The sequence below is a fragment of the Leptotrichia sp. oral taxon 498 genome (assembly GCF_002240055.1).
GTDB classification, from domain to species: Bacteria; Fusobacteriota; Fusobacteriia; order Fusobacteriales; family Leptotrichiaceae; genus Leptotrichia; species Leptotrichia rugosa.
The window spans coordinates 960,344-979,688 of record NZ_CP016753.1 but is presented as its reverse complement, the minus strand read 5'-3'; the positions used below and the strand labels follow the sequence as shown (position 1 = coordinate 979,688).

The 19,345-nt window shown below is 29.4% G+C and carries 21 protein-coding genes, 1 tRNA gene and 1 pseudogene; 13 read left to right on the top strand and 10 right to left on the bottom strand.

The annotated features are described in order from the left end of the window. Positions 1 to 7: 7 nt before the first annotated feature. From BCB68_RS04755 to BCB68_RS04730, 6 genes are all read right to left on the bottom strand, one after another. Positions 8 to 1,198, bottom strand: coding sequence for a TonB family protein (locus BCB68_RS04755; protein WP_094079739.1), 1,191 nt, complete (start codon positions 1,196 to 1,198; stop codon positions 8 to 10). A gap of 52 nt (positions 1,199 to 1,250) precedes the next feature. Continuing rightward, complete coding sequence (locus tag BCB68_RS04750; protein ID WP_237048711.1) at positions 1,251 to 3,365, bottom strand: TonB-dependent receptor; 2,115 nt, start codon at positions 3,363 to 3,365, stop codon at positions 1,251 to 1,253. A 28-nt stretch (positions 3,366 to 3,393) separates the two neighbouring features. After that, a complete protein-coding gene (locus tag BCB68_RS04745; protein WP_094079738.1) occupies positions 3,394 to 3,813 on the bottom strand; it encodes an ExbD/TolR family protein in 420 nt (139 codons plus the stop codon). A gap of 28 nt (positions 3,814 to 3,841) precedes the next feature. After that, positions 3,842 to 4,432: a MotA/TolQ/ExbB proton channel family protein gene (locus BCB68_RS04740; RefSeq protein WP_094080776.1), complete on the bottom strand. Its 591-nt coding sequence runs from the start codon at positions 4,430 to 4,432 to the stop codon at positions 3,842 to 3,844. A 57-nt stretch (positions 4,433 to 4,489) separates the two neighbouring features. Next, the gene (locus BCB68_RS04735) at positions 4,490 to 6,076 is read right to left on the bottom strand and encodes a PAS domain-containing protein (RefSeq protein WP_094079737.1); all 1,587 of its coding nucleotides are present in this window, start codon (positions 6,074 to 6,076) and stop codon (positions 4,490 to 4,492) included. A gap of 392 nt (positions 6,077 to 6,468) precedes the next feature. Further along, entirely contained in the window at positions 6,469 to 8,187 is a 1,719-nt protein-coding gene (locus BCB68_RS04730) for a phospho-sugar mutase (protein ID WP_094079736.1), read from the bottom strand. 137 nt (positions 8,188 to 8,324) lie between these two features. Between BCB68_RS04730 and BCB68_RS04725 the strand changes: the two genes are divergently transcribed. Further along, positions 8,325 to 8,401: transfer RNA gene (locus tag BCB68_RS04725), tRNA-Arg, on the top strand. A 90-nt stretch (positions 8,402 to 8,491) separates the two neighbouring features. On the opposite strand, the pseudogene BCB68_RS10860 reads toward BCB68_RS04725, so the two are convergent. The 3 genes and pseudogenes from BCB68_RS10860 to tnpA form a co-directional block, all read right to left on the bottom strand. Further along, positions 8,492 to 8,701: pseudogene (locus BCB68_RS10860) on the bottom strand (transposase); the annotation flags it as partial. A 253-nt stretch (positions 8,702 to 8,954) separates the two neighbouring features. Beyond that, entirely contained in the window at positions 8,955 to 10,052 is a 1,098-nt protein-coding gene (locus BCB68_RS04720; protein ID WP_094079735.1) for an RNA-guided endonuclease TnpB family protein, read from the bottom strand. A 4-nt stretch (positions 10,053 to 10,056) separates the two neighbouring features. Beyond that, positions 10,057 to 10,455, bottom strand: a complete 399-nt coding sequence (tnpA, locus tag BCB68_RS04715) for an IS200/IS605 family transposase (protein WP_094079734.1) — start codon at positions 10,453 to 10,455, stop codon at positions 10,057 to 10,059. Between the two features lie 230 nt (positions 10,456 to 10,685). On the opposite strand from tnpA, the gene BCB68_RS04710 reads away from it, so the two are divergent. From BCB68_RS04710 to BCB68_RS04690, 5 genes are read left to right on the top strand one after another with little or no spacing between them, the layout of a single operon-like run. Next, positions 10,686 to 11,384: a DUF2628 domain-containing protein gene (locus BCB68_RS04710; protein WP_094079733.1), complete on the top strand. Its 699-nt coding sequence runs from the start codon at positions 10,686 to 10,688 to the stop codon at positions 11,382 to 11,384. Then, complete coding sequence (locus BCB68_RS04705; protein ID WP_094079732.1) at positions 11,375 to 11,599, top strand: hypothetical protein; 225 nt, start codon at positions 11,375 to 11,377, stop codon at positions 11,597 to 11,599. Before BCB68_RS04710 ends, BCB68_RS04705 begins: the two co-directional genes overlap by 10 nt. Next, on the top strand, positions 11,599 to 12,282 hold the full coding sequence (locus BCB68_RS04700; RefSeq protein WP_094080775.1) for a response regulator transcription factor: 684 nt from the start codon (positions 11,599 to 11,601) through the stop codon (positions 12,280 to 12,282). The genes BCB68_RS04705 and BCB68_RS04700 overlap by 1 nt, the downstream gene beginning before the upstream one ends. Next, a complete protein-coding gene (locus tag BCB68_RS04695) occupies positions 12,269 to 13,633 on the top strand; it encodes a sensor histidine kinase (RefSeq protein ID WP_094079731.1) in 1,365 nt (454 codons plus the stop codon). Before BCB68_RS04700 ends, BCB68_RS04695 begins: the two co-directional genes overlap by 14 nt. Next, positions 13,630 to 14,241, top strand: coding sequence for a PepSY domain-containing protein (locus tag BCB68_RS04690; protein ID WP_094079730.1), 612 nt, complete (start codon positions 13,630 to 13,632; stop codon positions 14,239 to 14,241). Before BCB68_RS04695 ends, BCB68_RS04690 begins: the two co-directional genes overlap by 4 nt. Before the next feature lie 58 nt (positions 14,242 to 14,299). Here BCB68_RS04690 and BCB68_RS04685 read toward each other — a convergent pair whose 3' ends face one another. Then, on the bottom strand, positions 14,300 to 14,896 hold the full coding sequence (locus tag BCB68_RS04685) for a CPBP family intramembrane glutamic endopeptidase (RefSeq protein ID WP_094079729.1): 597 nt from the start codon (positions 14,894 to 14,896) through the stop codon (positions 14,300 to 14,302). A gap of 234 nt (positions 14,897 to 15,130) precedes the next feature. Here BCB68_RS04685 and BCB68_RS04680 point away from each other — a divergent pair, with 234 nt between their 5' ends. The 7 genes from BCB68_RS04680 (at position 15,131) to BCB68_RS04650 (ending at position 19,276) form a co-directional block, all read left to right on the top strand. Next, on the top strand, positions 15,131 to 15,649 hold the full coding sequence (locus BCB68_RS04680; RefSeq protein ID WP_094079728.1) for a DNA methyltransferase: 519 nt from the start codon (positions 15,131 to 15,133) through the stop codon (positions 15,647 to 15,649). A 244-nt stretch (positions 15,650 to 15,893) separates the two neighbouring features. Beyond that, positions 15,894 to 16,427 (top strand): hypothetical protein, encoded by a 534-nt coding sequence (locus BCB68_RS04675; protein ID WP_094079727.1) that lies wholly within the window; start codon positions 15,894 to 15,896, stop codon positions 16,425 to 16,427. A 27-nt stretch (positions 16,428 to 16,454) separates the two neighbouring features. Beyond that, the gene (locus BCB68_RS04670) at positions 16,455 to 16,733 is read left to right on the top strand and encodes a hypothetical protein (protein ID WP_094079726.1); all 279 of its coding nucleotides are present in this window, start codon (positions 16,455 to 16,457) and stop codon (positions 16,731 to 16,733) included. Positions 16,734 to 16,807: 74 nt separating this feature from the next. Continuing rightward, a complete protein-coding gene (locus BCB68_RS04665; RefSeq protein WP_094079725.1) occupies positions 16,808 to 17,071 on the top strand; it encodes a hypothetical protein in 264 nt (87 codons plus the stop codon). Between the two features lie 307 nt (positions 17,072 to 17,378). After that, complete coding sequence (locus BCB68_RS10855; RefSeq protein ID WP_237048710.1) at positions 17,379 to 17,585, top strand: hypothetical protein; 207 nt, start codon at positions 17,379 to 17,381, stop codon at positions 17,583 to 17,585. Further along, entirely contained in the window at positions 17,572 to 18,402 is an 831-nt protein-coding gene (locus BCB68_RS04655) for an amino acid decarboxylase (protein WP_094079724.1), read from the top strand. The genes BCB68_RS10855 and BCB68_RS04655 overlap by 14 nt, the downstream gene beginning before the upstream one ends. A gap of 97 nt (positions 18,403 to 18,499) precedes the next feature. Continuing rightward, the gene (locus tag BCB68_RS04650) at positions 18,500 to 19,276 is read left to right on the top strand and encodes a DUF6683 family protein (RefSeq protein WP_094079723.1); all 777 of its coding nucleotides are present in this window, start codon (positions 18,500 to 18,502) and stop codon (positions 19,274 to 19,276) included. Positions 19,277 to 19,345: the final 69 nt, after the last annotated feature.

Genomic DNA, 19,345 nt, shown 5'->3' with positions numbered 1-19,345 from the left:
TTTTAGATTATTTATATTCAAATTTAAATGGTTTTGTTATCGTACATTTCAAAGTTTCAGGATTTTTTATTTTCACTCTTATTCTAGCTGCTCTCCTTGCCTCCTGCTGAAATATTGAGCTCCCGCCTGATACTGAAATCACACTAACAGAACCACTACTATTGAAATGAAATTTTACTGAAACTGTAACAACTCCTTTATCTCCAAGTCTTCGTGCTGCAATAGGATAACTCAAATTTGGATTATATGAAACTGTAAAATCTTTCCCTTCATTGCAGACATTCTCATTTCCCTCTTCCCCTTTTTCAGTACTTCTTTTTCGTTCAATATTATGATTTTTACTAGAATTTTTGCTAATTTTTTCTAAATTTCCTGTTTTTGAATTATCTCCACTTTGACCTTTTCCATTAATATTTCCCCTGTTATTTCCATCTTTTCCATTATTCCCATTATTTCTTCCTTTTTGAATAAAAGAATTGCTTTTACTGTTTTTATTAGTACCATCTCCCTGATTCTCATTTTTTCCAGCAACACTATTAGTTCTTGTTTTATAAGTATGAGAATCATTTTTGTGATTTCCAGCAGCGTTTTCTGAAATATTTTTTGAAATATTTGTAGATGTTGATACTGCATTTGTCAGATTTTCTTTTGAAATTACTTTCAAGTTCTCATTTTTTTGTAAAATTTTTTCAGTATTTTTTGAGGAAAATATTGATTCTAAAGGTGAGGTTGATGAAATACCAGAAATAGCCTGTGAAATATCCTTTTTCTTATTTTCTAATGGAAATACTTTTAGCTCTTCTTTTTCTTGTTCATTTTGTGAGATTGTCTTAATATTTTCAGTTTTCCGACTTTCTTTCTGATCGTTTAAGTTATTAATTTTTTCTGAGTTAGATTCAGAATGTGAATTTGAGATTTCATTTTTTTGTGAAACTTTTATTTTTTCAGAATTTCCAGTATTTTTAGTGTCATCAGAATTCTTTACACTCTCATTATTTCCAGATTCTCCATTTTTCTCTCCAATATTTTCATTTCCAGTTGTTCCTTGTGAAACACTTTGGAATACACTTTCGCTTAAATTTACTGTTATTGGCTCGTTTTGCTTATTTTCTTTTTTACTGCTATTTGAAGTATAATAGGCTACTGGAATAAACAAAATCATAATATTTAAAATAACTGAAATTATATAAAATTTCATTTTTTCCCTCTCTTTAACGCTCTAAACAAATTTATGAAATAAGCTCACTTTTCTAAAATTCATAGCTTGCTCCAATATAATAAGTTCGTTCGTCAGCTGGTGAATATACTGTCTTTCCTGTAAGTGGATCTTTTCCTTGAGCGACATTATATTTTTTGTTAAATACATTTTTTACTCCCGCATTAAGCCCAAATCCACTTTGATGTTTGTATTTTAAACCTAAATCTGTTGTAGAATATGAAGGTATTTTTTCATTGTAGGTATCCACTGAGCTTGAATAATAATTTAAGTTAGCAGTAGTTCTCAAACCGTCTGCTATTTCATAATCAAGTCCTAATGTAACTTTTGTAGATGGAACTCCTGGTATTTTTTGCCCATCTTTAAAATTATAAGTTGTTGAAGTTAGTACATCATCTCCCACTTTTTTAATTTTAGCATTCACGTATGTAAACGACTCATTTACTCTCAATTTACCTAAATATTGCTCAGCAAATAGTTCTACACCTGTTCTTTCGGTAGCTTTTAAATTATGGAATGTCCATCTTGCTGTACTTGGTCCTCCCAATACTCCGTGATCCATATTCAAGTATATTTCGTTATCTGTTCGTGTATGAAACGCTGTAGCACTTACAAACGAATTCCACAACATATCTTTAAATCCTACTTCATATGTATTAAATTTTTCTGTTTTTAAATTATTTAAAGTATAATTTCTAGCTCCTGGTGCATAATCAACAAATTCTGTTGCAGCTGGTGATCTAAATCCTCTTTCATATTTGGCATAAACATTTCCTGTATCAGAATATTTGTAATTAAGTCCCAATTCATAAGCACTATTACTGTCTTTTCTCAAACCGTGCATTTCTCTTGATGGAATATTCACAAAGCCTCTTCCACCAGGTATCGGCATTCTCGTAGACGGAACTTCCCTATTTGTTTTATATTCCGCTCTTTCGTATCTATAACCTGCTGTTCCTTCTAAATTGCCAACAATTTTATGACGCCCTAGCAAATAAAACGAATTCGTCTCTTTCGCCAAATCAACATTCATAATTGGCGTTCCAAATATAGTTTGCTCTCTACTTCCTTTATGGTCGATGTAGTTATATCCAAAAATTATATTCCCATTTTCAAGTCCATAATTTCCCTTAAAATTGATTCCTTTTTTATTATCTTCAAATTTTGTTTTAGGCATTCCGTACATAATTTTATTTGTATCCTGTTTATATCCTGTCAATGATAACTTCAAGTTATCGGTAACTTTCCCTTCATATCCCAAGCTATACTCTTTTCTATCAACATCAAGATCACTCAAAGTCCCAGACTGTCTTCTGTCACTCAAAAGTTGCGATTTTGTTAAATCTGATGCCAATGTTTCTTCTGAATTGTATCTCGCCGCCTTAAATTTCAAACTGTGATTATCTGTTATATTATATTTCAAGCTCCCATTCAAATATTCATACGCTTCTTTAGAACCTCTTCTATATCCTTTTCCATTAACATTTTCATACCCCAAATCAATGATAAATTTATTACCATAATTTATTCCAGCATCAAATCCTAATTTATTTGTTCCATAAGAGCTATTTTGATAGTAAGCTTTGCCTGAAGCTCCTTCTTTTGTTCTATCTTTCGTAATAATATTTACAACTCCACCTCGAGTTCCACTCCCATACAGAACTGTTCCCCCACCATTTATTATCTCTACTCTTTCCACATCATTAACTGATATTGTATTTAAAGGAATATAAGCATGGGAAGTATCAATCGTATCCATAGCAATATCTCCATCAATCAAGATTTTTACTGAAGAAACTGCTTTAGAAATGTTTGCACTCGTTCCTAATCCAAATCTCCCTTGACCTCTCATATCTACCGCTGAACCGAATCCAGTTTGTGTGATATTAACTCCTGGTGCCTGTTTTAATATATCTTCTACAGTATTATACCCTTTTTCTTGAATATCCTCCGACGTAATAATCGTAACATTTTTTATTTGATTATCAATGTTATCATTAAATCCTGTCGCTGTTACGACTGTTTCTTCAAGTTTTCCCTCGTATTTTCCTTCTGCATACAAAGAAAGACTAGCTAAAATTAAACTTAAAATTGCAATTTTTTTTAACATAAATTTCATTCCCGCATGACAATTATATATATCTGTCACGCTCTCCTTTTCTTAAAATTAATATTTATTATTTATCATTTTTTTGTATATTAAGACTAACATTTTTTACATTCTCATTACGTAATTTCGACATTATTTCTACAATATATCCATATTCAAGATGCTCATCAGCCGTCAATGTCATATTTTCAAGCATCTCTTTTGGCAATCTCAAAATCTCATTATGAATATTCTCTCCCGAAATTTCTTTAATATTATTTCCTAACTTCAAAAAATTTTTTTTCTCTCTATTAACTATTATTTCTGCCTTCGTCTCCTCTTTTTTATCAAATTTAGCATCCGATTTAGGAATAGAAAGCTGAAATTGTGAATATTTATTAAATGTCGTGGCAATCATAAAAAATATTAATAACATAAATATGACATCGATAAGATTAAGCATTGATATTTCCGCATTCTGCCTATTTCTTCTATTAGAAAATTTCATTTTTTATTCCCTTCAATACTTTATAATTCTATTTTTTCACTCTTCCCATAATATGCAAAGCCGCTCTCTCCATTTCCAACGCTGTCGCATCTATTCTTCTATTAAAGTAATTGTAAAAGATTAAAGTAGGTATCGCCACAATTAGACCAAACGCCGTAGTGTACAGAGCCTCTGATATTCCTGCTGCAACTGTTTTAGAACTTTCCACACTTGCAGATAATGCCGAAAATGATGTTATCATTCCAGTAACTGTTCCAAGAAGCCCCAACTGAGGTGCTGTATTTACTACTGCCCCAAGAAGCCACATCCCTTTTTCCAGTTTTCCTGTCTGTGCCAAAACAGCTTCTCTTATTATTTCCTCAAGATATTCCTTCTCTGATTCCTCAATTTTATTTAAATCCAAATCTATATTTTCCATTGTTTTTGTAATAATTCTAGAAACTGAATCTCTTTTTGAATTTGTAATCTTAATAACTTCCTCTTTACTCTTTGTTTGCAATGCCTTATACAGCTCTTTTCTATACTCTTTTGTAAAATCCTTTTCCATTGTAAAAAAAATCCATAATTTTTCCAAAATTACTGCGACTCCGCAAATTGAAGTCGCCAGTATTCCCCACATAAATATTCCACCTGAAATAAAATAGTGTAGCAACATTAATTTTTCCTTTCCATAAAACTATTTTTTAGATTCATGCCTTTTAATTTCATCTGAGATTTTATCTATTAATTCATCTAGAGGGAATCCACCACGCATCGCAATCATATCAAGCGTTGCAACTTTAGACATTATCATATATTGAATTGGATCAAGCAGTTTTTTGTATGTAGGCGACAATGTTGGCATAAACTCTCTTATATAAGGATATTTATCTATTATTTCTCCGATTATTGTATTTTCTGTTAATCCATAAGGATTTTTATCTTCTTTAGAATTTTTTTGATTTTCCCGATTAATTTCAGATTTTTTAGGTTTTTCCCAAGTTACAAGCGTTCTCTTTCCTTCAAGGCTTCTTATTCTCGTAACATCTTGCATCATCTCAAGGACTCCCTTAAATATACCATTTTCATCTCTCACAGCTACATAATAGATATAAATAAATTTCCCATTCATTTCAAGCCAGAAATCCACTTCATCTTGCTCATTATTTCTAAACGCATCAATTATTTCCAAAACCGAAGCAACACTTTCTCTCGGATGACAGTTTTTAACATCTCTCCCTATAACTCCCGCACTTCTAGGAAAAATTCTATGTTTCGTATCAGTATAAAACTTAACAATCTCATTCTCGTCCACAAAAGATAAATCCACTGGCATATGTTGGAAAATCAAGTTTATTTGCTCCAAAGTAAGTTTTCCTTGTTTGACATCTAACACGTCAGATTTTTCTCCACCTGCATTCATATTATATTTTGAAAGAAGTCCCGCTAAGTCGTTCATAAAGTTACCTGTTTGAGACGTATTTATATTTGCATTTTCCTCTTTTTCAATTTTTTCCTCTTTTTTCTCAGGCAAAAATCCTTTAGGCTTCTCAATCAGGAAATATCCAATCTCATCATCCCCACTTCTCATATTTCTAAATTCTTCCTCAGTAATCATTTTAAGTGAAGTCGGAAATAAAACCTCTTCTTCCTTGTGCATTATATCCAACGTCAATTCCAAAGCAATTTCCTGTTTTGCATAAAATTCTTCCATTTTATCTTCCATTAAAAGCTTTCTAGCCTCACTTATATTATCCCTGACTGCATTATCAAAAGTCCACATTATTCTAGACGGTCTGTCAAATCCTTTACTTTCAAGTATTGAAAATAATTGATGCTGTTTTCTAGCCAAATGTGTCAAATTAAATGTATAAAGTTTATCGTAAAACTCCAGCCATCTATTTTTTATAAATTTTTTATTCAGTTCTTCCTTCATTTCAGCAATTAGTTTTCTAGCCGCCTCATTTTCCCTCAAATAGGTTTTTATTGGATGTCCTTCAGGCAGCGAAGGTTTCTCTCTTTCAATAATTTCATCAAACAAATCAAGCACATCATTCATTTTATCATGAACAGTCTCATCATCAAATCCCAAATCTTTTATTTTCTGTTCAGAATAGGCAAACTCAGCAGGAGTTATCTTTTTATCCTTAAAAGTTTCCTTTATCCGCCTTTTTGTCGTTTCAACATCCGCCGTTCCCTCTATATAATCTTTCTTAATTTCAGTCATTTTTTCAATCAGATCAAAATTTATATTCAAATGATCCTTCATATTCGCTTTTTCCATAAAAAACACCACCTCATACTTTATTTTTTTAATCAAAGTTCAAAATCTTTTTACAAGTTAATTTTATTCAAAAAATATTTGATTGCAAAACTTTCTTTTATTTTATCATATTTTTATCTTCAAGACGTGTAACTTATGATACATTTTTTAAAAATATTTATATTTTTTAAGTAAGTAAAACAAATTCAATCTCTATTTTTCATAAGAATTCATATAAATCAAAAATATTTTCAATTTTCAAATAAAAAAACAGGAAAATCATTCTCATCACAAGAAATTTCCCTGTTTTCATCTATTTATTTACTTTAATTTTTACTCAATTTTATAAACTTTGTATAAAATTTTTATTTTCTCTCAATCTATCAAATTTTTCAAAACATTTACTCAAAAAATTATAATCCAATAAATTTAGAAAATTCTTCCATTGTTTTATCAAGTTTAGCTTTGACATTTTCGCTAGAATCTGCATTTACGCTGAAATAGAATTTGATTTTTGGTTCTGTTCCAGATGGTCTTGCTGTAATGAATGTATTGTCTTCAAGCACGAATTGTAATACATTTTCTTTTGGCAATTTAATTTCTTTTTCTTCACCAGTTTCCAAGTTATGTTCTTTGTGTGAGAAGAAATCTCTTTTAATTTTAATTTTCTTACCAAGCAATTCATCTTTAACATTTTCTCTCAAGTTAGACATTAATGCTGCCATTTGTTCAATTCCATCTTTACCTTTTAACATTACTGATTTAATTCCTTCTAAATAATATCCAAATTTTTCATATAATTTTTGTAATTCTTTGTAAATAGAAGTTCCTTTTGAGTGGTAATAAGTTGCCATTTCAGAAATAACCATTGAAGTTACCAACGCATCTTTATCTCTTGCATGAGTTCCAATCAAATATCCGTAGCTTTCTTCAAATCCAAATAAATATGATCCTTCCAATTCTTTGTGTTCAAATTGTCTAATTTTTTGTCCAATGTATTTGAATCCAGTCAATGTTTTCATAACTCCAACATTTTTAGCAGGTGCAACAACATCAATCATAGGTGTTGAAACAACTGTTGTAATAACTTGTGCATCAGCTGGAATATCTTTTTTGTAATTCAATAAATATTGCAATAACAACAATCCTACTTGGTTTCCATTTGGATAGTACCATTCATTTTTGTCATCTCTTATCGCAATACCGATTCTATCAGCATCTGGGTCATTTGCCAAAATTAATTGTGCTCCAATTTCATTTCCTAATTTTGTTCCCAATTTAAATGCTGCCACTTCTTCTGGGTTTGCATAAACTACTGTTGGGAAGTTTCCATCTGGCTCAATTTGTTCTTTTACAACTTCAAAATTGTATCCAAAATCAGATAAAATTCTCTTCATTGGTCTTCCACCAGTTCCATGAAGCGGAGTATAAACAATCTTGAAATCTTCTTTTCCTGGAATATCTGTATGTATAGTTTGTTTTTTAATTGCTGCTATATAGTCATCATCAATTTTATGATCAAGCTGAATGATTAATCCTTTTTCTCTTCCTTCTTCTTCAGAAATAACTTTTATTTCTTCCAATGTAGAAATTTTATTTACTTCTTCAACAATTGCCGGTGCATGTGGATCAACAACTTGTGCTCCATCATCCCAATAAACTTTATATCCATTGTATTCAGCTGGATTATGAGAAGCCGTAACAACGATTCCTGACATACATCCTTTATATCTTACACCAAATGACAATTCAGGAGTTGAACGTAAACTTTCATAAATATATGCTTTAATTCCATTTGCAGCCATTACTCTTGCAGTATTTAGCGCATATTCTCTCGAACCTATTCTACAGTCATGAGCAATTATGATTCCTTTTTCTTTTGCAGCTTTTTCATCAAAACTTAGCATATAATTTGCAAGTCCTTGAGTTACCTTTCTAATTACGTATTTATTCATTCTGTTAGTTCCAATTCCACGAACTCCACGAATTCCACCAGTTCCGAAGCTCAAATCTTTGAAAAATCTATCTTCTATTTCTTTTTCATTCCCTGCGATGCTTTTCAATTCTTCCCTGTCTTTTTCGTCAATGGCATCTGAATTTAGCCAATATTCGTATTTTTTCATAAAATCCATAGTATTTTCCTCCTAAAATTTATTTTCCAAATTTTTATTAAATAATTTATCCACTCATTTTAATTTTACCACATTTTACGAAATTTCCAAATTTTTTTCGTTGACTATTTAAAAAAAATATGGTAACATAAATTTGTGTACTTGTAGCTCAACTGGATAGAGCGTCTGACTTCGGATCAGAAGGCTTGGGGTTCGATTCCTCACAGGTACGCCATTTTTTTATTCAAAAGTTTTGGAAAAACTTAACAACAATTTTTTATTTTATCATAAATTACAATATTAAATGTAACATTTTTTAAATTGCCTAAAATTTAATTTCATATAAAAATTTTTCAAATGATGTTGTGTAGTTCAAACATTTTCTAGGTCTTGAATTTATTAGCATTAAAGTTCTTATCAAGTCTTCTGTTTCTACTTTTGATATATCTGTCTTCTTTGGGTAAAATTCTCTCAGAAAACCATTGCTATTTTCGTTGCTGCCTCTCTGCCACGAGCAATAAAGATTTGCAAAATGGAATCTAGCTCCCAATGTCTAAAAACTTCTTTTGTCTTAATTTCTTTTGTTCTCACATCAATTGACTTTTCAACATAAACTTCTCCTCTTGTTTCTTTTGGTTCTCGCTTTTTTTTCTTTTCCTTTTATAATATAAAAAGTGAACTACTCCCGCTTTTAGAAGCGGGAGCTTCTTGGGAAGTATCTGCTTTTGCTAGCCAAATATATTTACCAAGCTCTTCGGGTAGTTCCTACCCTGTCTTCTTTTATTTTCTTAATATTTCAACATCGCTTTTCCAATGTTTCTTATATTCAATGCCGCATTGTAATCTCTATCAATTTCAATTCCACAGCACTCACATTTATAACTTCTTTCTGATAATTTCAGTTCCTCTTTAACATTTCCACATTTACTGCAAGTTTTCGATGACGGAAACCACTTATCTATCTTCAAAAATTGCTTTTCTAAAAACATCAGTTTATACTCAAGCATCTTCAAAAACATTCCCCATCCATTGTCTCCTACACTTTTACCAAAATTTAATGCCTGACTTATCCCTTTCATATTCAAATCCTCAACAACCACAGCATTATACTCTTTAGATAATTTTTTCGATAATTTATGTAGAAAATCTCTTCGACAATTTTTGATATACTCATGCAATTTTGATATTTTTGATTTTTGCTTATACCAATTTTTAGAAAATTTCACTTTTCTTGACAATGATTTTTGTAATTCTTTCAATTTTTTCTCCAATATCCTAAAATATCTTGGATAATCAGCCCTTTGGTTTTCAGAACTGACAAATAATTCAGACATTGAAAAATCAAGTCCAATCACTTTATCATTACTTGGATTTTTTTTGATTTCTTTTTCAAATTTCGTCAAAATAGAAACATAGTAATTTCCATTACTGTTTGTCAATGTTACCGACTTTATTCTGTAATCCTTTGGCATTTCTCTATGATATTTCAATTTGACTTTTTTCAATTTTGGCAAAACCAAATATTTGTTTTCTTCAATTCGTATCGAATTGTTCACACAATTTGTTGTGTAACTTTTAACACTATTCTTTTTAGATTTGAACCTTGGAAACTTCGCTCTTTTCTGAAAAAAATTCATAAACGATCGTTTTATATTTAATTGAGCATTTGCAAGTGCCAAGCTGTCTACTTCTTTCAAAAATTGATTTTCATTCTTCAAACTGGCAGGTGTAATTATTTTATTTTTTCCAGTCTCTTCATAAATTTTATTCGCAGTGTACAAAATTGTATTGTAAACAAAACGAACACATCCAAAAGTCTTGTTTATCAATAATTCTTGTTCCTTATTTGGATAAATTCTATATTTGAATGCTAAATTATATTTCATAAAATTACACCTCCTTTTGATTTTGAATATATTTTTTAATTATCTCTAACGGTGCACCTCCAACACTTACAACTAAGTAACTTCTACTCCAAAAATATTCTTCCCACAATCTTCCCCTTATTTCAGGAAATTCTTTTTTTATCAACCTGCTGGAAGCACTTTTGTAAGTATTTACAAACTTAGAAAGTTCAGTATTAGGCATAGCATTAATCAACATATGAATGTGATCAACATCATGTTCCCATTCTTTAAGAACAATGTTATACTTCGGACATATTTTTTCAAAAATCTCTTTCAATCTATTAGAAATTTCATCATTAATTACTTCTCTTCGATATTTTATACAAAAAATCATATGATAACTTATATCAAATACTGAATGATAATTGCTATTATATGACATTATTATTACCTACTTTTATATTATTTCACTGAATAAATTATATCATAAATATATCCTTTTTTCAATTTTTTTTACAAAAAAAAGCAATTCATCTCCCGCTTGTAGAAAGCCTACGACTTCTTGCTATCTTTTGTTAAAACTCTCATTTTACTTTAATGTTTTGATAATATCATATTTTTGAAAACAAAAAATAAGAATGTATGATAAAAAATAAAAGGAGATGATTATTTATGAAAAAGATAAATGTAAAAAGAGCGATTTTAGAGAATGGAACTTTAAGAAAAGAAGTGAAATTTGGATTTTCATGGGGAGCATTTTTTCTAGGATTTATATATCCGTTAATTAAAGAGGATTATATGGTGGCTGGAATTTCTTTTGTCGTGATTAGTATAGCAAGTATGATATTTTTCCCATTGATATTTGTTCTATCAATGGTATTCGGTTTTCTATACAATAAAATGTATGTTAAAAAGCTGATTAAACAAGGATGGCATCCGTTTACAGAAGAAGATGCACAAATTCTAAGAATGAATGGAATTCTTTTTGATGACAAAAATAATTCCTCTGAAAATAATAGGGAAAGAATAGCAAAAGAAATTGAGTATTACGATATGCAGCCGTCAGAAAAAACTGAAGTTGTTAAATTCAAGAAAAATGACAGTATTAATGATTTTTCTGATACGAGTAATAACAGTATGGATAATATGAATACTGATAATTTTCATAATGGTAATCCAAATGTTCCAAAAATGAATTATAAAAACCGTACAATTCAGAAATTTGTAGCAAGATCAATTGGTGGAGGATTTGTTTCGCTTGTTTTAGGAGTTTTTACAGCAAATAGTATTTTAATTCTTTTAGGAGCAGGACTGACAGGCGGAGGAGCATTTTTAGCAGTAAAAAATAAGGATAAGATAAAATGGAAATAAAAAAATATTTAATTAAATCTGAAAATTACAAAAATTTAATAAAAAATTTTTTTCTTTTTTCTCTGTTTTTAACGGTATTTATAAGGTATAATAGAAATGAATTGTTTACAGAAAATGATGAAAAGTATGAAAAAATAGTAGAAATAGAACAATTAAAACTATTTTGTGAAAAGAATCAGTGTATCCTGATGAAAATGGAAGAGAGTGAAAGATGATGAGATTATTAGTTGTGGAAGATGAAAAGAAATTAAATGAACTTATTACAAAAAAGCTGGAAAAGGAGTATTACGGAGTTGACAGCTGCTTTGACGGAGAGGAAGCAGTCAGATACGTTGAAGGAACAGAATATGATGTAATAATTTTGGATATTATGCTTCCAAAACTTAATGGATTTGGAGTGATAAAAAAAATAAGAGCAAAGAAAAATAAAGTTCCAATACTGCTTCTAACAGCAAGAGACAATATAGATGATAAAGTGAAAGGGTTAGATTACGGTGCAGACGACTATCTTGTGAAACCTTTTATCTTTGAAGAACTTATGGCTCGTATCCGTGTACTTTTAAGACGTAATTCTGGAAATGCCGATAATATAGTTACAATAGCTAATCTTAAGGTTGACCTTGATGCTAAAACAGTTTTTAGGGATGATATACTTATAAAACTCTCAGCTAGGGAATATTCTGTTTTGGAATACTTGATACGGAATAAAGGAAAAATTTTACCAAGAGAAAGAATAGAAGACCATATATGGAATTATGAATACGCAGGCGGAACCAACGTTATAGATGTTTACATCAGATATTTGAGAAAAAAGATAGACGACAGCTATACTCCGAAACTCATTCATACAGTTCGTGGATTGGGCTATGTCCTGAGGGTTGATAATGAAAATAAATAAACTTTCCATAAAATCCAAAATAGCTTTCTGGTATATTGGCCTTATGATAAGCCTCGCAATCATATTTCTTACAACAATAATTTATATCAGTGAAAATCTTGTACGGGCAAACGCTTATAAAAATTTGAAAAGCTCTGTAATCTCAGCATTTGATGAAATTGAAGTTTATGATGGTGAACTTACAATTGACAATGATTTTATTATTTTTAACAATAATGTCCATTTGTCGGTCTATGACGATGAAACAGGATTTATTTATGGGGATATTCCGCTGGATTTTAAATATGATGAAACTTTTTCCGATAAAAACGATGTGAGAATTATAAAACATAAAAATAAAAAATGGTATATCTTTGACAGTAAAAAGAATTTTTCAGGTTATGGTATTATTCATATTCGTGGAATTGCTCCTGCAACAGAAGTGGAAAATGTTATTGAAACAATTGTTTTCATTTCTCTGATTGTATTACCATTTTTCTTGTTATTTTCAGCAATAAGCGGATATTTCATAACAAAGAAAGCATTTAAACCGATAGAAAAAATAAGGGAAGCTGCGGAGAAAATCAATGAGGGAAACGATTTGACACAAAGAATTAACATTGGAGAAGGAAATGATGAAATTTACACTTTGGCAAATACATTTGATACAATGTTTAACAGGCTGCAAAACTCCTTCGAAAGAGAAGTGCAGTTTACATCGGATGTTTCACATGAATTGCGGACACCTGTAGCAATTATTATTTCTGAATGTGAATACGGGCTTGAAAATCTAACTTCAATAGAAAATGCAAAAGATACAATTTCTTCTGTACTGGATGAAACTAAAAAAATGTCAAAATTAATCTCGCAACTTTTAACTTTATCAAGAATGGACAGAGGTAATCAGAAACTTAGTTTTGATAAAATAAATATTAGCGAGATGGCGCATCTTATTGCTGACAGTCAACAACATAATGCAGATACTAAAAATATAAAAATCCATTCTGAAGCAGAGGAAAACATTTTTATTGTTGGCGATGAGACGATGATTATGAGAGTCTTTGTAAATTTAATTTCAAATGCAATTAACTATGGTCATGAAAACGGTAATATCTGGATAAAGTTATCACAGGATAAAGATTTTGCAATATGTAAAATTATCGATGACGGAATTGGTATTGAAAAAGAAAATATACCTAAAATATGGGGACGATTTTATCAGGTGGACAGTTCCAGAACAACAGAAAATCTAGGGCTTGGTTTATCAATGGTAAAATGGATTATAGAGGCACATAAAGGACAGATTGCTGTAGAGAGTGAAATTGGAAAAGGAAGTTCGTTTATATTTAGGCTGAAAAAGGAGAAAAAATGAAAAATAATTTTTTTAAAATATTACTTATTATGTTTTGTATTATAGTAACGGGAGTTTTTGCAAACGGAAATTCAGCTAAAAAGACCAAAACCGTAAGAGTTTTAAATGTCGATGTAAAAATTTCAATTGAACAGGCAAAACAACTTGCATTGAATCATTCAAAAGTGTCAAAAAATATGGCAAAAATGACTAAAATTCGTTTGGATAAAGAAAATAGAAAATTTATTTATGAAATAGAATTCTATACAGAACGAAAAAAATATAAATATAACATTGATGCAAACACAGGAAAAGTTCTGAGTTACAGTGAAAAAGAACGGTCATCAGCTTCAACAGTAATCAGAGATGACGGAAAAATTATTAATACAAATGGCAGTGATACAGAAATAAGAAAAACAACAAAATATATTGGAATAGAAAAAGCAAAAGAAATAGCAGTTGCACGGATTACTGGTGCGAAAAAAATCAACGTTACAAATATTCAGATGGATAGTGAAAAAGGAAGAAAGATTTATGAAGGAAAAATTGTATATAAAAATACAGAGTATAAGTTCGACATTGATGCTATAACAGGTGAAGTAATAACTTGGGAAGTAAATGAAAATTAGTAGAGTAAAATATCCTCTAAAGTTTAGTATACTGAAGAGGGTATTTTTTTGTTAAAAATTATGCTTTGTAAAGTTTTTCATAATTAAATCTATTTTTAAGCTGTTTAAGAGTATAATCAAATATGAATAAAGGTGGAATAAATACAATAATTAATGTTATTATCGGTATATTTTGAAGATAAAATATCTTTTCAATTGTAATTATAAAACGCTTATATAGAAATATTGAAACAAGATTGAATGTCGAATGCAGTAAAATTGTCCACCAGATTGGACTGGGTCTTAGTCGCACATTTCCGAAAAAGATACCTGATATTGTTGTGTATATAATCTTAATTGGATTCAGGTGAAGTATTCCAAAAATTACAGCCTGAATTAAATTAGCATATTTTGTTTTTTTCTTTAAAAAATGAAGTATTAGTCCTCTCAATAAAAGCTCTTCCCCAACAGGATAAAATACTAGAAATTTAAGCAGTTCATTAACTTCAAAAGACTGTTTTGAATAATCGTCAAGAATTATCTTTTTTGATAACAAAAAACTTAAAACGGTAAGCAAAATTATTACAGATGTTATAATTAATGCTGAGTAGCAGGCTGTATTCAATATCAGCAGTCCTAATTCTTCCATTTTAGATTTACTAATATTTTTTTCCATTCTGATTATTCCTCCTTTCATGAATTATTCTTATAAAATAAGCTACCATTAGAATATTAAAATAAAATGAGAGATATTTTACTTCTATTTCTATTTATTTTATTTTGTAGTAAAGTAACTTTCAGCTATTTTTAAAGATTTTATTTGAGAAAAATCTTTTTCTGTTATATAATGTACTTAAATAACTTTAAAATTAAATTTTTACTTTATATTGCATATATGGAAGGAAAGAAAATGAAAAAAATTATTATTATACTGACACTTATATTTTTTAATTTAAGTTTTTCTGCAGAACAGATTGAAAAAATTATGTGCTATATTCCTAAAGAGTTAAAAACAAACAGTAAAGCAAGATTAATTTACGAAGATACGGAAAAATATAAAGATGAGGAAGTACCGGCTGACGTAGCAAATCCTGAAATTGTTAAAACATTAAAAGAAAAAAGGCTTGTTGTATTTCAAATGAGGTGTAAATATGATGGCGATATGTACCGTTACATAACAGCTTCAGACTATGCAGTCGAATATCTTACAAAACAGACGATAAATAAAGAAGAAGGAGATTATTATTTACTGGAACTTCCGACAAATAAGGCACTCGCTTTTCAGGATATGTTATTTATTGGAGATTTTATAGATAATTCAATCAGCACAAATGATGAGCTTTTTCAAATTCTCTATATGATAAATGTTCAGTTTCTGGAAATAAGACAGCAGGAACTGGAGGAAGAAGGATTGAAAGTAGTCTATTAATTTTTATTTTTGCAGGGATTGTTCATTTTCGTAAATCCCTGTATTTAATTTTCTCATTTCTTTTGTATAATCTTATTAAACATTTTTTTATTGCATTTCACATTCAGAAAATTACAAATCTTGTTATTTAAAAAATAAAAATAATTTTTCTCTCTAATATTCCTTTAATCTAAAAAGCATATTGTTAAAGTGAAATAAGATTTTTAAATTCTATATAAAAAAACATGATGGGAGGATTTTAGATATGGAAATGAATAGTAGAAATGGGTGCTTCAAGAAAGAGATAACATTGAGCAAAGAAGAGGAGATAAAGATAGTGAAAATTGGATTTTCCTGGGTAACTTTCTTTTTCGGTTTTCTTGTTCCGTTTTATAGGAAAGACTGGAATACCGGCTGGATGCTTTTGACAATAATGGTTATATCCCATATGATATTGCCTTTACTAATGTTTTTGATATTGGTGGTATTTAGTTTTTTATATAATAGGATTTATATTAATATGCTTTTGAAAAGTGGCTGGAAATTTGCAACAAAAGATGATGAGATACTTTGGGAAAACAAAAAGGAAATGGCAGAAAAGGTTGATAATATGGTTTTAACAGTAAAAAAAATGAAAACGAGAATAGATAAAAAAATAGAAGGATATGGATTTATCAAAAAATTTGCCTGGGGTGGAATATATGCTCTTTCTATTGGAATTTTAATAAAAAATACTCCTCTTTTGGCTGTGGGAATAGGTTTTTTTGTAATAAGTTTTATTAAAAGAGGGAAAATGTAAAAAATCAGATTTTAGGAGGTAAGAACTATGAAATTAAATTTAAAAAAATTATTTGCTATAGCAATTATTGGAGCAGGAGTATTTGTATCACAACAGTCACATGCATTTATGGGATATGATTATTATATGGATCCTACAAATTTGCCAAGCGATACGTTACGGGAAAATCTTTTGCAGCAAACTTTTGATAATCATAACAAAGTTTTTAATAATAGCAATAAAACAAACGGCAATATGTCATTACTGCCTTCAATTATATTTCTTGCAGCCTGGTTTTATATCTATGAAAGGAAAAAAGTGAAGTAGAAACTTTCATTTTATTTTAATTAGAATTACATATCACAAAATTAAAAAATAACTTTAAGTAAGGAGTAAAAATTATGAAAGTAAACTTGAAAAAACTATTTATTGCAACAATTATCGGAGCAGGAGTATTTGTATCACAGCCTGCAAAAGCATTTTATTATGATACGTCAGACAATGTTAACTATACAAACAATCTGATAAACAGTACAAGAAATTATATACTTGGTAGTGAAGTAATAGGGCACACTGGAAAAGGGAATTATACTATGTCATTACTGCCATCAATTATATTTCTCGCAGCCTGGTTTTATATCTATGGAAAGAAAAAAGAAAAGTAGAATTCTCATTTTATTTTAATCTATATTACATATCATAAAATTGAAAAATGACTAATTAATTAGTATTTGAATAAGGAGGAAAAATGAAAAAAATATTTTTTGGAAGCCTGTATTTTATTCATCTGCTCTGTTTTAATATTCTAGTACTATTTTTTCTGGCTGTATTAGAAGTATCAGTTTTAAGTAATTTGAAAATGATTGGAGGTTGGAGGTATATATGCCATATACTCGGAAAATCTTATATTAATTTTGCTTAATATTATTTTTATCATATTTTTATGCAAAAGTAGGAATAGGAAAAAAGGCTTTGATAATTTTAACAATAATTGGTGTAATATTAAAAATACTAATATTTTTAATATCGTATAAATATTTAGTTTCATCAGCAGAAGATGAAGAATTTTTACCAACTTATTATGCTTATTTTGTCATAGGTTTATTGGATGTAATATTTCTTGTGGGGCTTGGTGTAAATTTATTGATAGGAAGGAGAAAACAGCATGATAAAAATTAAAAAATTGACAGGATTTATGATTTTTCTACTTTTTGGAATAATATTTATTTCCTGTGGAAAACCTTCAAAAAAAGACATAATAGACAAGGGATATATATTAGAAGTAGGTGTATCCAATGAGATTGACAGGGAATTTGCCGAAAAAATAGAGCATTCTCCCACTTATACTATTTTCAAAGCGACTGAATATAAGGACAGTGATATTATGGTGCAGAATCTCAAAAATGGAACAGTTAAAGCAATCCTTTCGCCTATGCTGTCGTTAGGAAATTCTGATTACGGCTATTATCCTGTCTATGTGGATAACAAAAATTATGAAACTGTATATCTCATATACAGAAAGGATATTCCCAATTTTTTGAAAAATAGCTTTGAAAAAAGGGACGGCTTTATGTTAAATAATATGGAAAAATATTCTAAAGAAAAATATAAAGACAGATTTTCATTTTTTAGTAATATTGAAGATTTTGAGAAAAAAATAATGGCTAATGAATGGGCTCTTGTAAATATTGCAGGGCTTGAACTTAAAAACAGTAAAATTTCAATAAAACTTGATAAAGGAAATGTTGTTATAACAGGAAAAAATGGGAAAAAATATTTGGGAAAATATTCTCTGAAAAATCACAGGATTTCTTTTGAAATAGATAATTTGAACAATCTGCTGGAAAAATGGAGCGAACTGACCAACAGTGATAAAGATTTTTTAGATGATTTAAGTAATGCCGATGTAATAACACTTATGAATAGCGAGCAGACTCTCTATATCGGAGTTCCTGAAAGTAATCTTGTATTCAAAAAAACATCAAAAAATAAATAAAAAGTAAAAAGCTCTAATGTTCTTTTAATCTAAAAAATATACAGTATAATCAAATAATAGAAATCATAAAAAAATAAAATTTTTAGGAGGAATAATTATGAAAATAAATTTAAAAAAACTATTTGTTACGGCAATTATCGGAATGGGAGTATTTGTATCGCAGCCTGCACAGGCATTTTATTATGATATGTCAGACAGTTTTAACTATACAAACAATGTGATAAATAGTACAAGAAATTATTTACTTAGTAGTGAAGTAATAAGCCACATTGAAAAAGGAGATTATTCTTCAAAGAAAAAATCAAATTCTAAAAAAACAACTACAAAAACAATGGGAAGTTCAGCAACTTCAACTACAACCCCAAAAACAACAAAAGCAAATATTACTTTTAAATCGGATGGAAATACAAGAGGACTTGATTATTTTGTTAATAACTATCCGTCAAAACAGAGAGGGGAAGCAAGAACATATCTGAAAAAAATGCAGGATTCTTTCCCGCAGGTAGCACGTTCTGTGGGAATACCTACAAATGACCTGTCTTCAGGACTGGCAGCTGCAATAGCAGGAGCATATATGGCATATAACAATGTAAGTCTGAATGATGATTATATGAAACCTATGCAAAATCAGTTAAAAACAGTGCTTCAAGGTGTAGATGACTTTGATAAAATGAGTAACAGTGATAAAAAATATATTTACGATCAATTGGTAATAATAGGAATGACTTTGGCTGTAAATCAATCTCAAAATCAACAAAATCCAAATACAAAAGTTACTGCCCAGTTAAGAAACGCAGGAAAGCAGGTACTTGAAGGACTTCTTGGAGTAAGCGCAAGTAAAGTAAAAATAACATCATCAGGGCTTGTTTATTAAATAAAGAATAGTTTTATATTCACAAAATGCAATAAGGGGTTCAGTTCATTTACCCCTTATTAACAGAAA

Coding starts and splice junctions, on each gene's coding strand:
- BCB68_RS04675 (WP_094079727.1), top strand. CDS start 15,894: ATGGAAATGAATAGTAGAAATGGGTGCTTCAAGAAAGAGATAACATTG.
- BCB68_RS04690 (WP_094079730.1), top strand. CDS start 13,630: ATGAAAAATAATTTTTTTAAAATATTACTTATTATGTTTTGTATTATA.
- BCB68_RS04705 (WP_094079732.1), top strand. CDS start 11,375: ATGGAAATAAAAAAATATTTAATTAAATCTGAAAATTACAAAAATTTA.
- BCB68_RS04665 (WP_094079725.1), top strand. CDS start 16,808: ATGAAAGTAAACTTGAAAAAACTATTTATTGCAACAATTATCGGAGCA.
- BCB68_RS04685 (WP_094079729.1), bottom strand. CDS start 14,896: ATGGAAAAAAATATTAGTAAATCTAAAATGGAAGAATTAGGACTGCTG.
- BCB68_RS04655 (WP_094079724.1), top strand. CDS start 17,572: ATGATAAAAATTAAAAAATTGACAGGATTTATGATTTTTCTACTTTTT.
- BCB68_RS04670 (WP_094079726.1), top strand. CDS start 16,455: ATGAAATTAAATTTAAAAAAATTATTTGCTATAGCAATTATTGGAGCA.
- BCB68_RS04745 (WP_094079738.1), bottom strand. CDS start 3,813: ATGAAATTTTCTAATAGAAGAAATAGGCAGAATGCGGAAATATCAATG.
- BCB68_RS04650 (WP_094079723.1), top strand. CDS start 18,500: ATGAAAATAAATTTAAAAAAACTATTTGTTACGGCAATTATCGGAATG.
- BCB68_RS04755 (WP_094079739.1), bottom strand. CDS start 1,198: ATGAAATTTTATATAATTTCAGTTATTTTAAATATTATGATTTTGTTT.
- BCB68_RS04710 (WP_094079733.1), top strand. CDS start 10,686: ATGAAAAAGATAAATGTAAAAAGAGCGATTTTAGAGAATGGAACTTTA.
- BCB68_RS04730 (WP_094079736.1), bottom strand. CDS start 8,187: ATGGATTTTATGAAAAAATACGAATATTGGCTAAATTCAGATGCCATT.
- BCB68_RS04680 (WP_094079728.1), top strand. CDS start 15,131: ATGAAAAAAATTATTATTATACTGACACTTATATTTTTTAATTTAAGT.
- BCB68_RS04720 (WP_094079735.1), bottom strand. CDS start 10,052: ATGAAATATAATTTAGCATTCAAATATAGAATTTATCCAAATAAGGAA.
- BCB68_RS04740 (WP_094080776.1), bottom strand. CDS start 4,432: ATGTGGGGAATACTGGCGACTTCAATTTGCGGAGTCGCAGTAATTTTG.
- BCB68_RS04700 (WP_094080775.1), top strand. CDS start 11,599: ATGAGATTATTAGTTGTGGAAGATGAAAAGAAATTAAATGAACTTATT.
- tnpA (WP_094079734.1), bottom strand. CDS start 10,455: ATGTCATATAATAGCAATTATCATTCAGTATTTGATATAAGTTATCAT.
- BCB68_RS04695 (WP_094079731.1), top strand. CDS start 12,269: ATGAAAATAAATAAACTTTCCATAAAATCCAAAATAGCTTTCTGGTAT.
- BCB68_RS04735 (WP_094079737.1), bottom strand. CDS start 6,076: ATGGAAAAAGCGAATATGAAGGATCATTTGAATATAAATTTTGATCTG.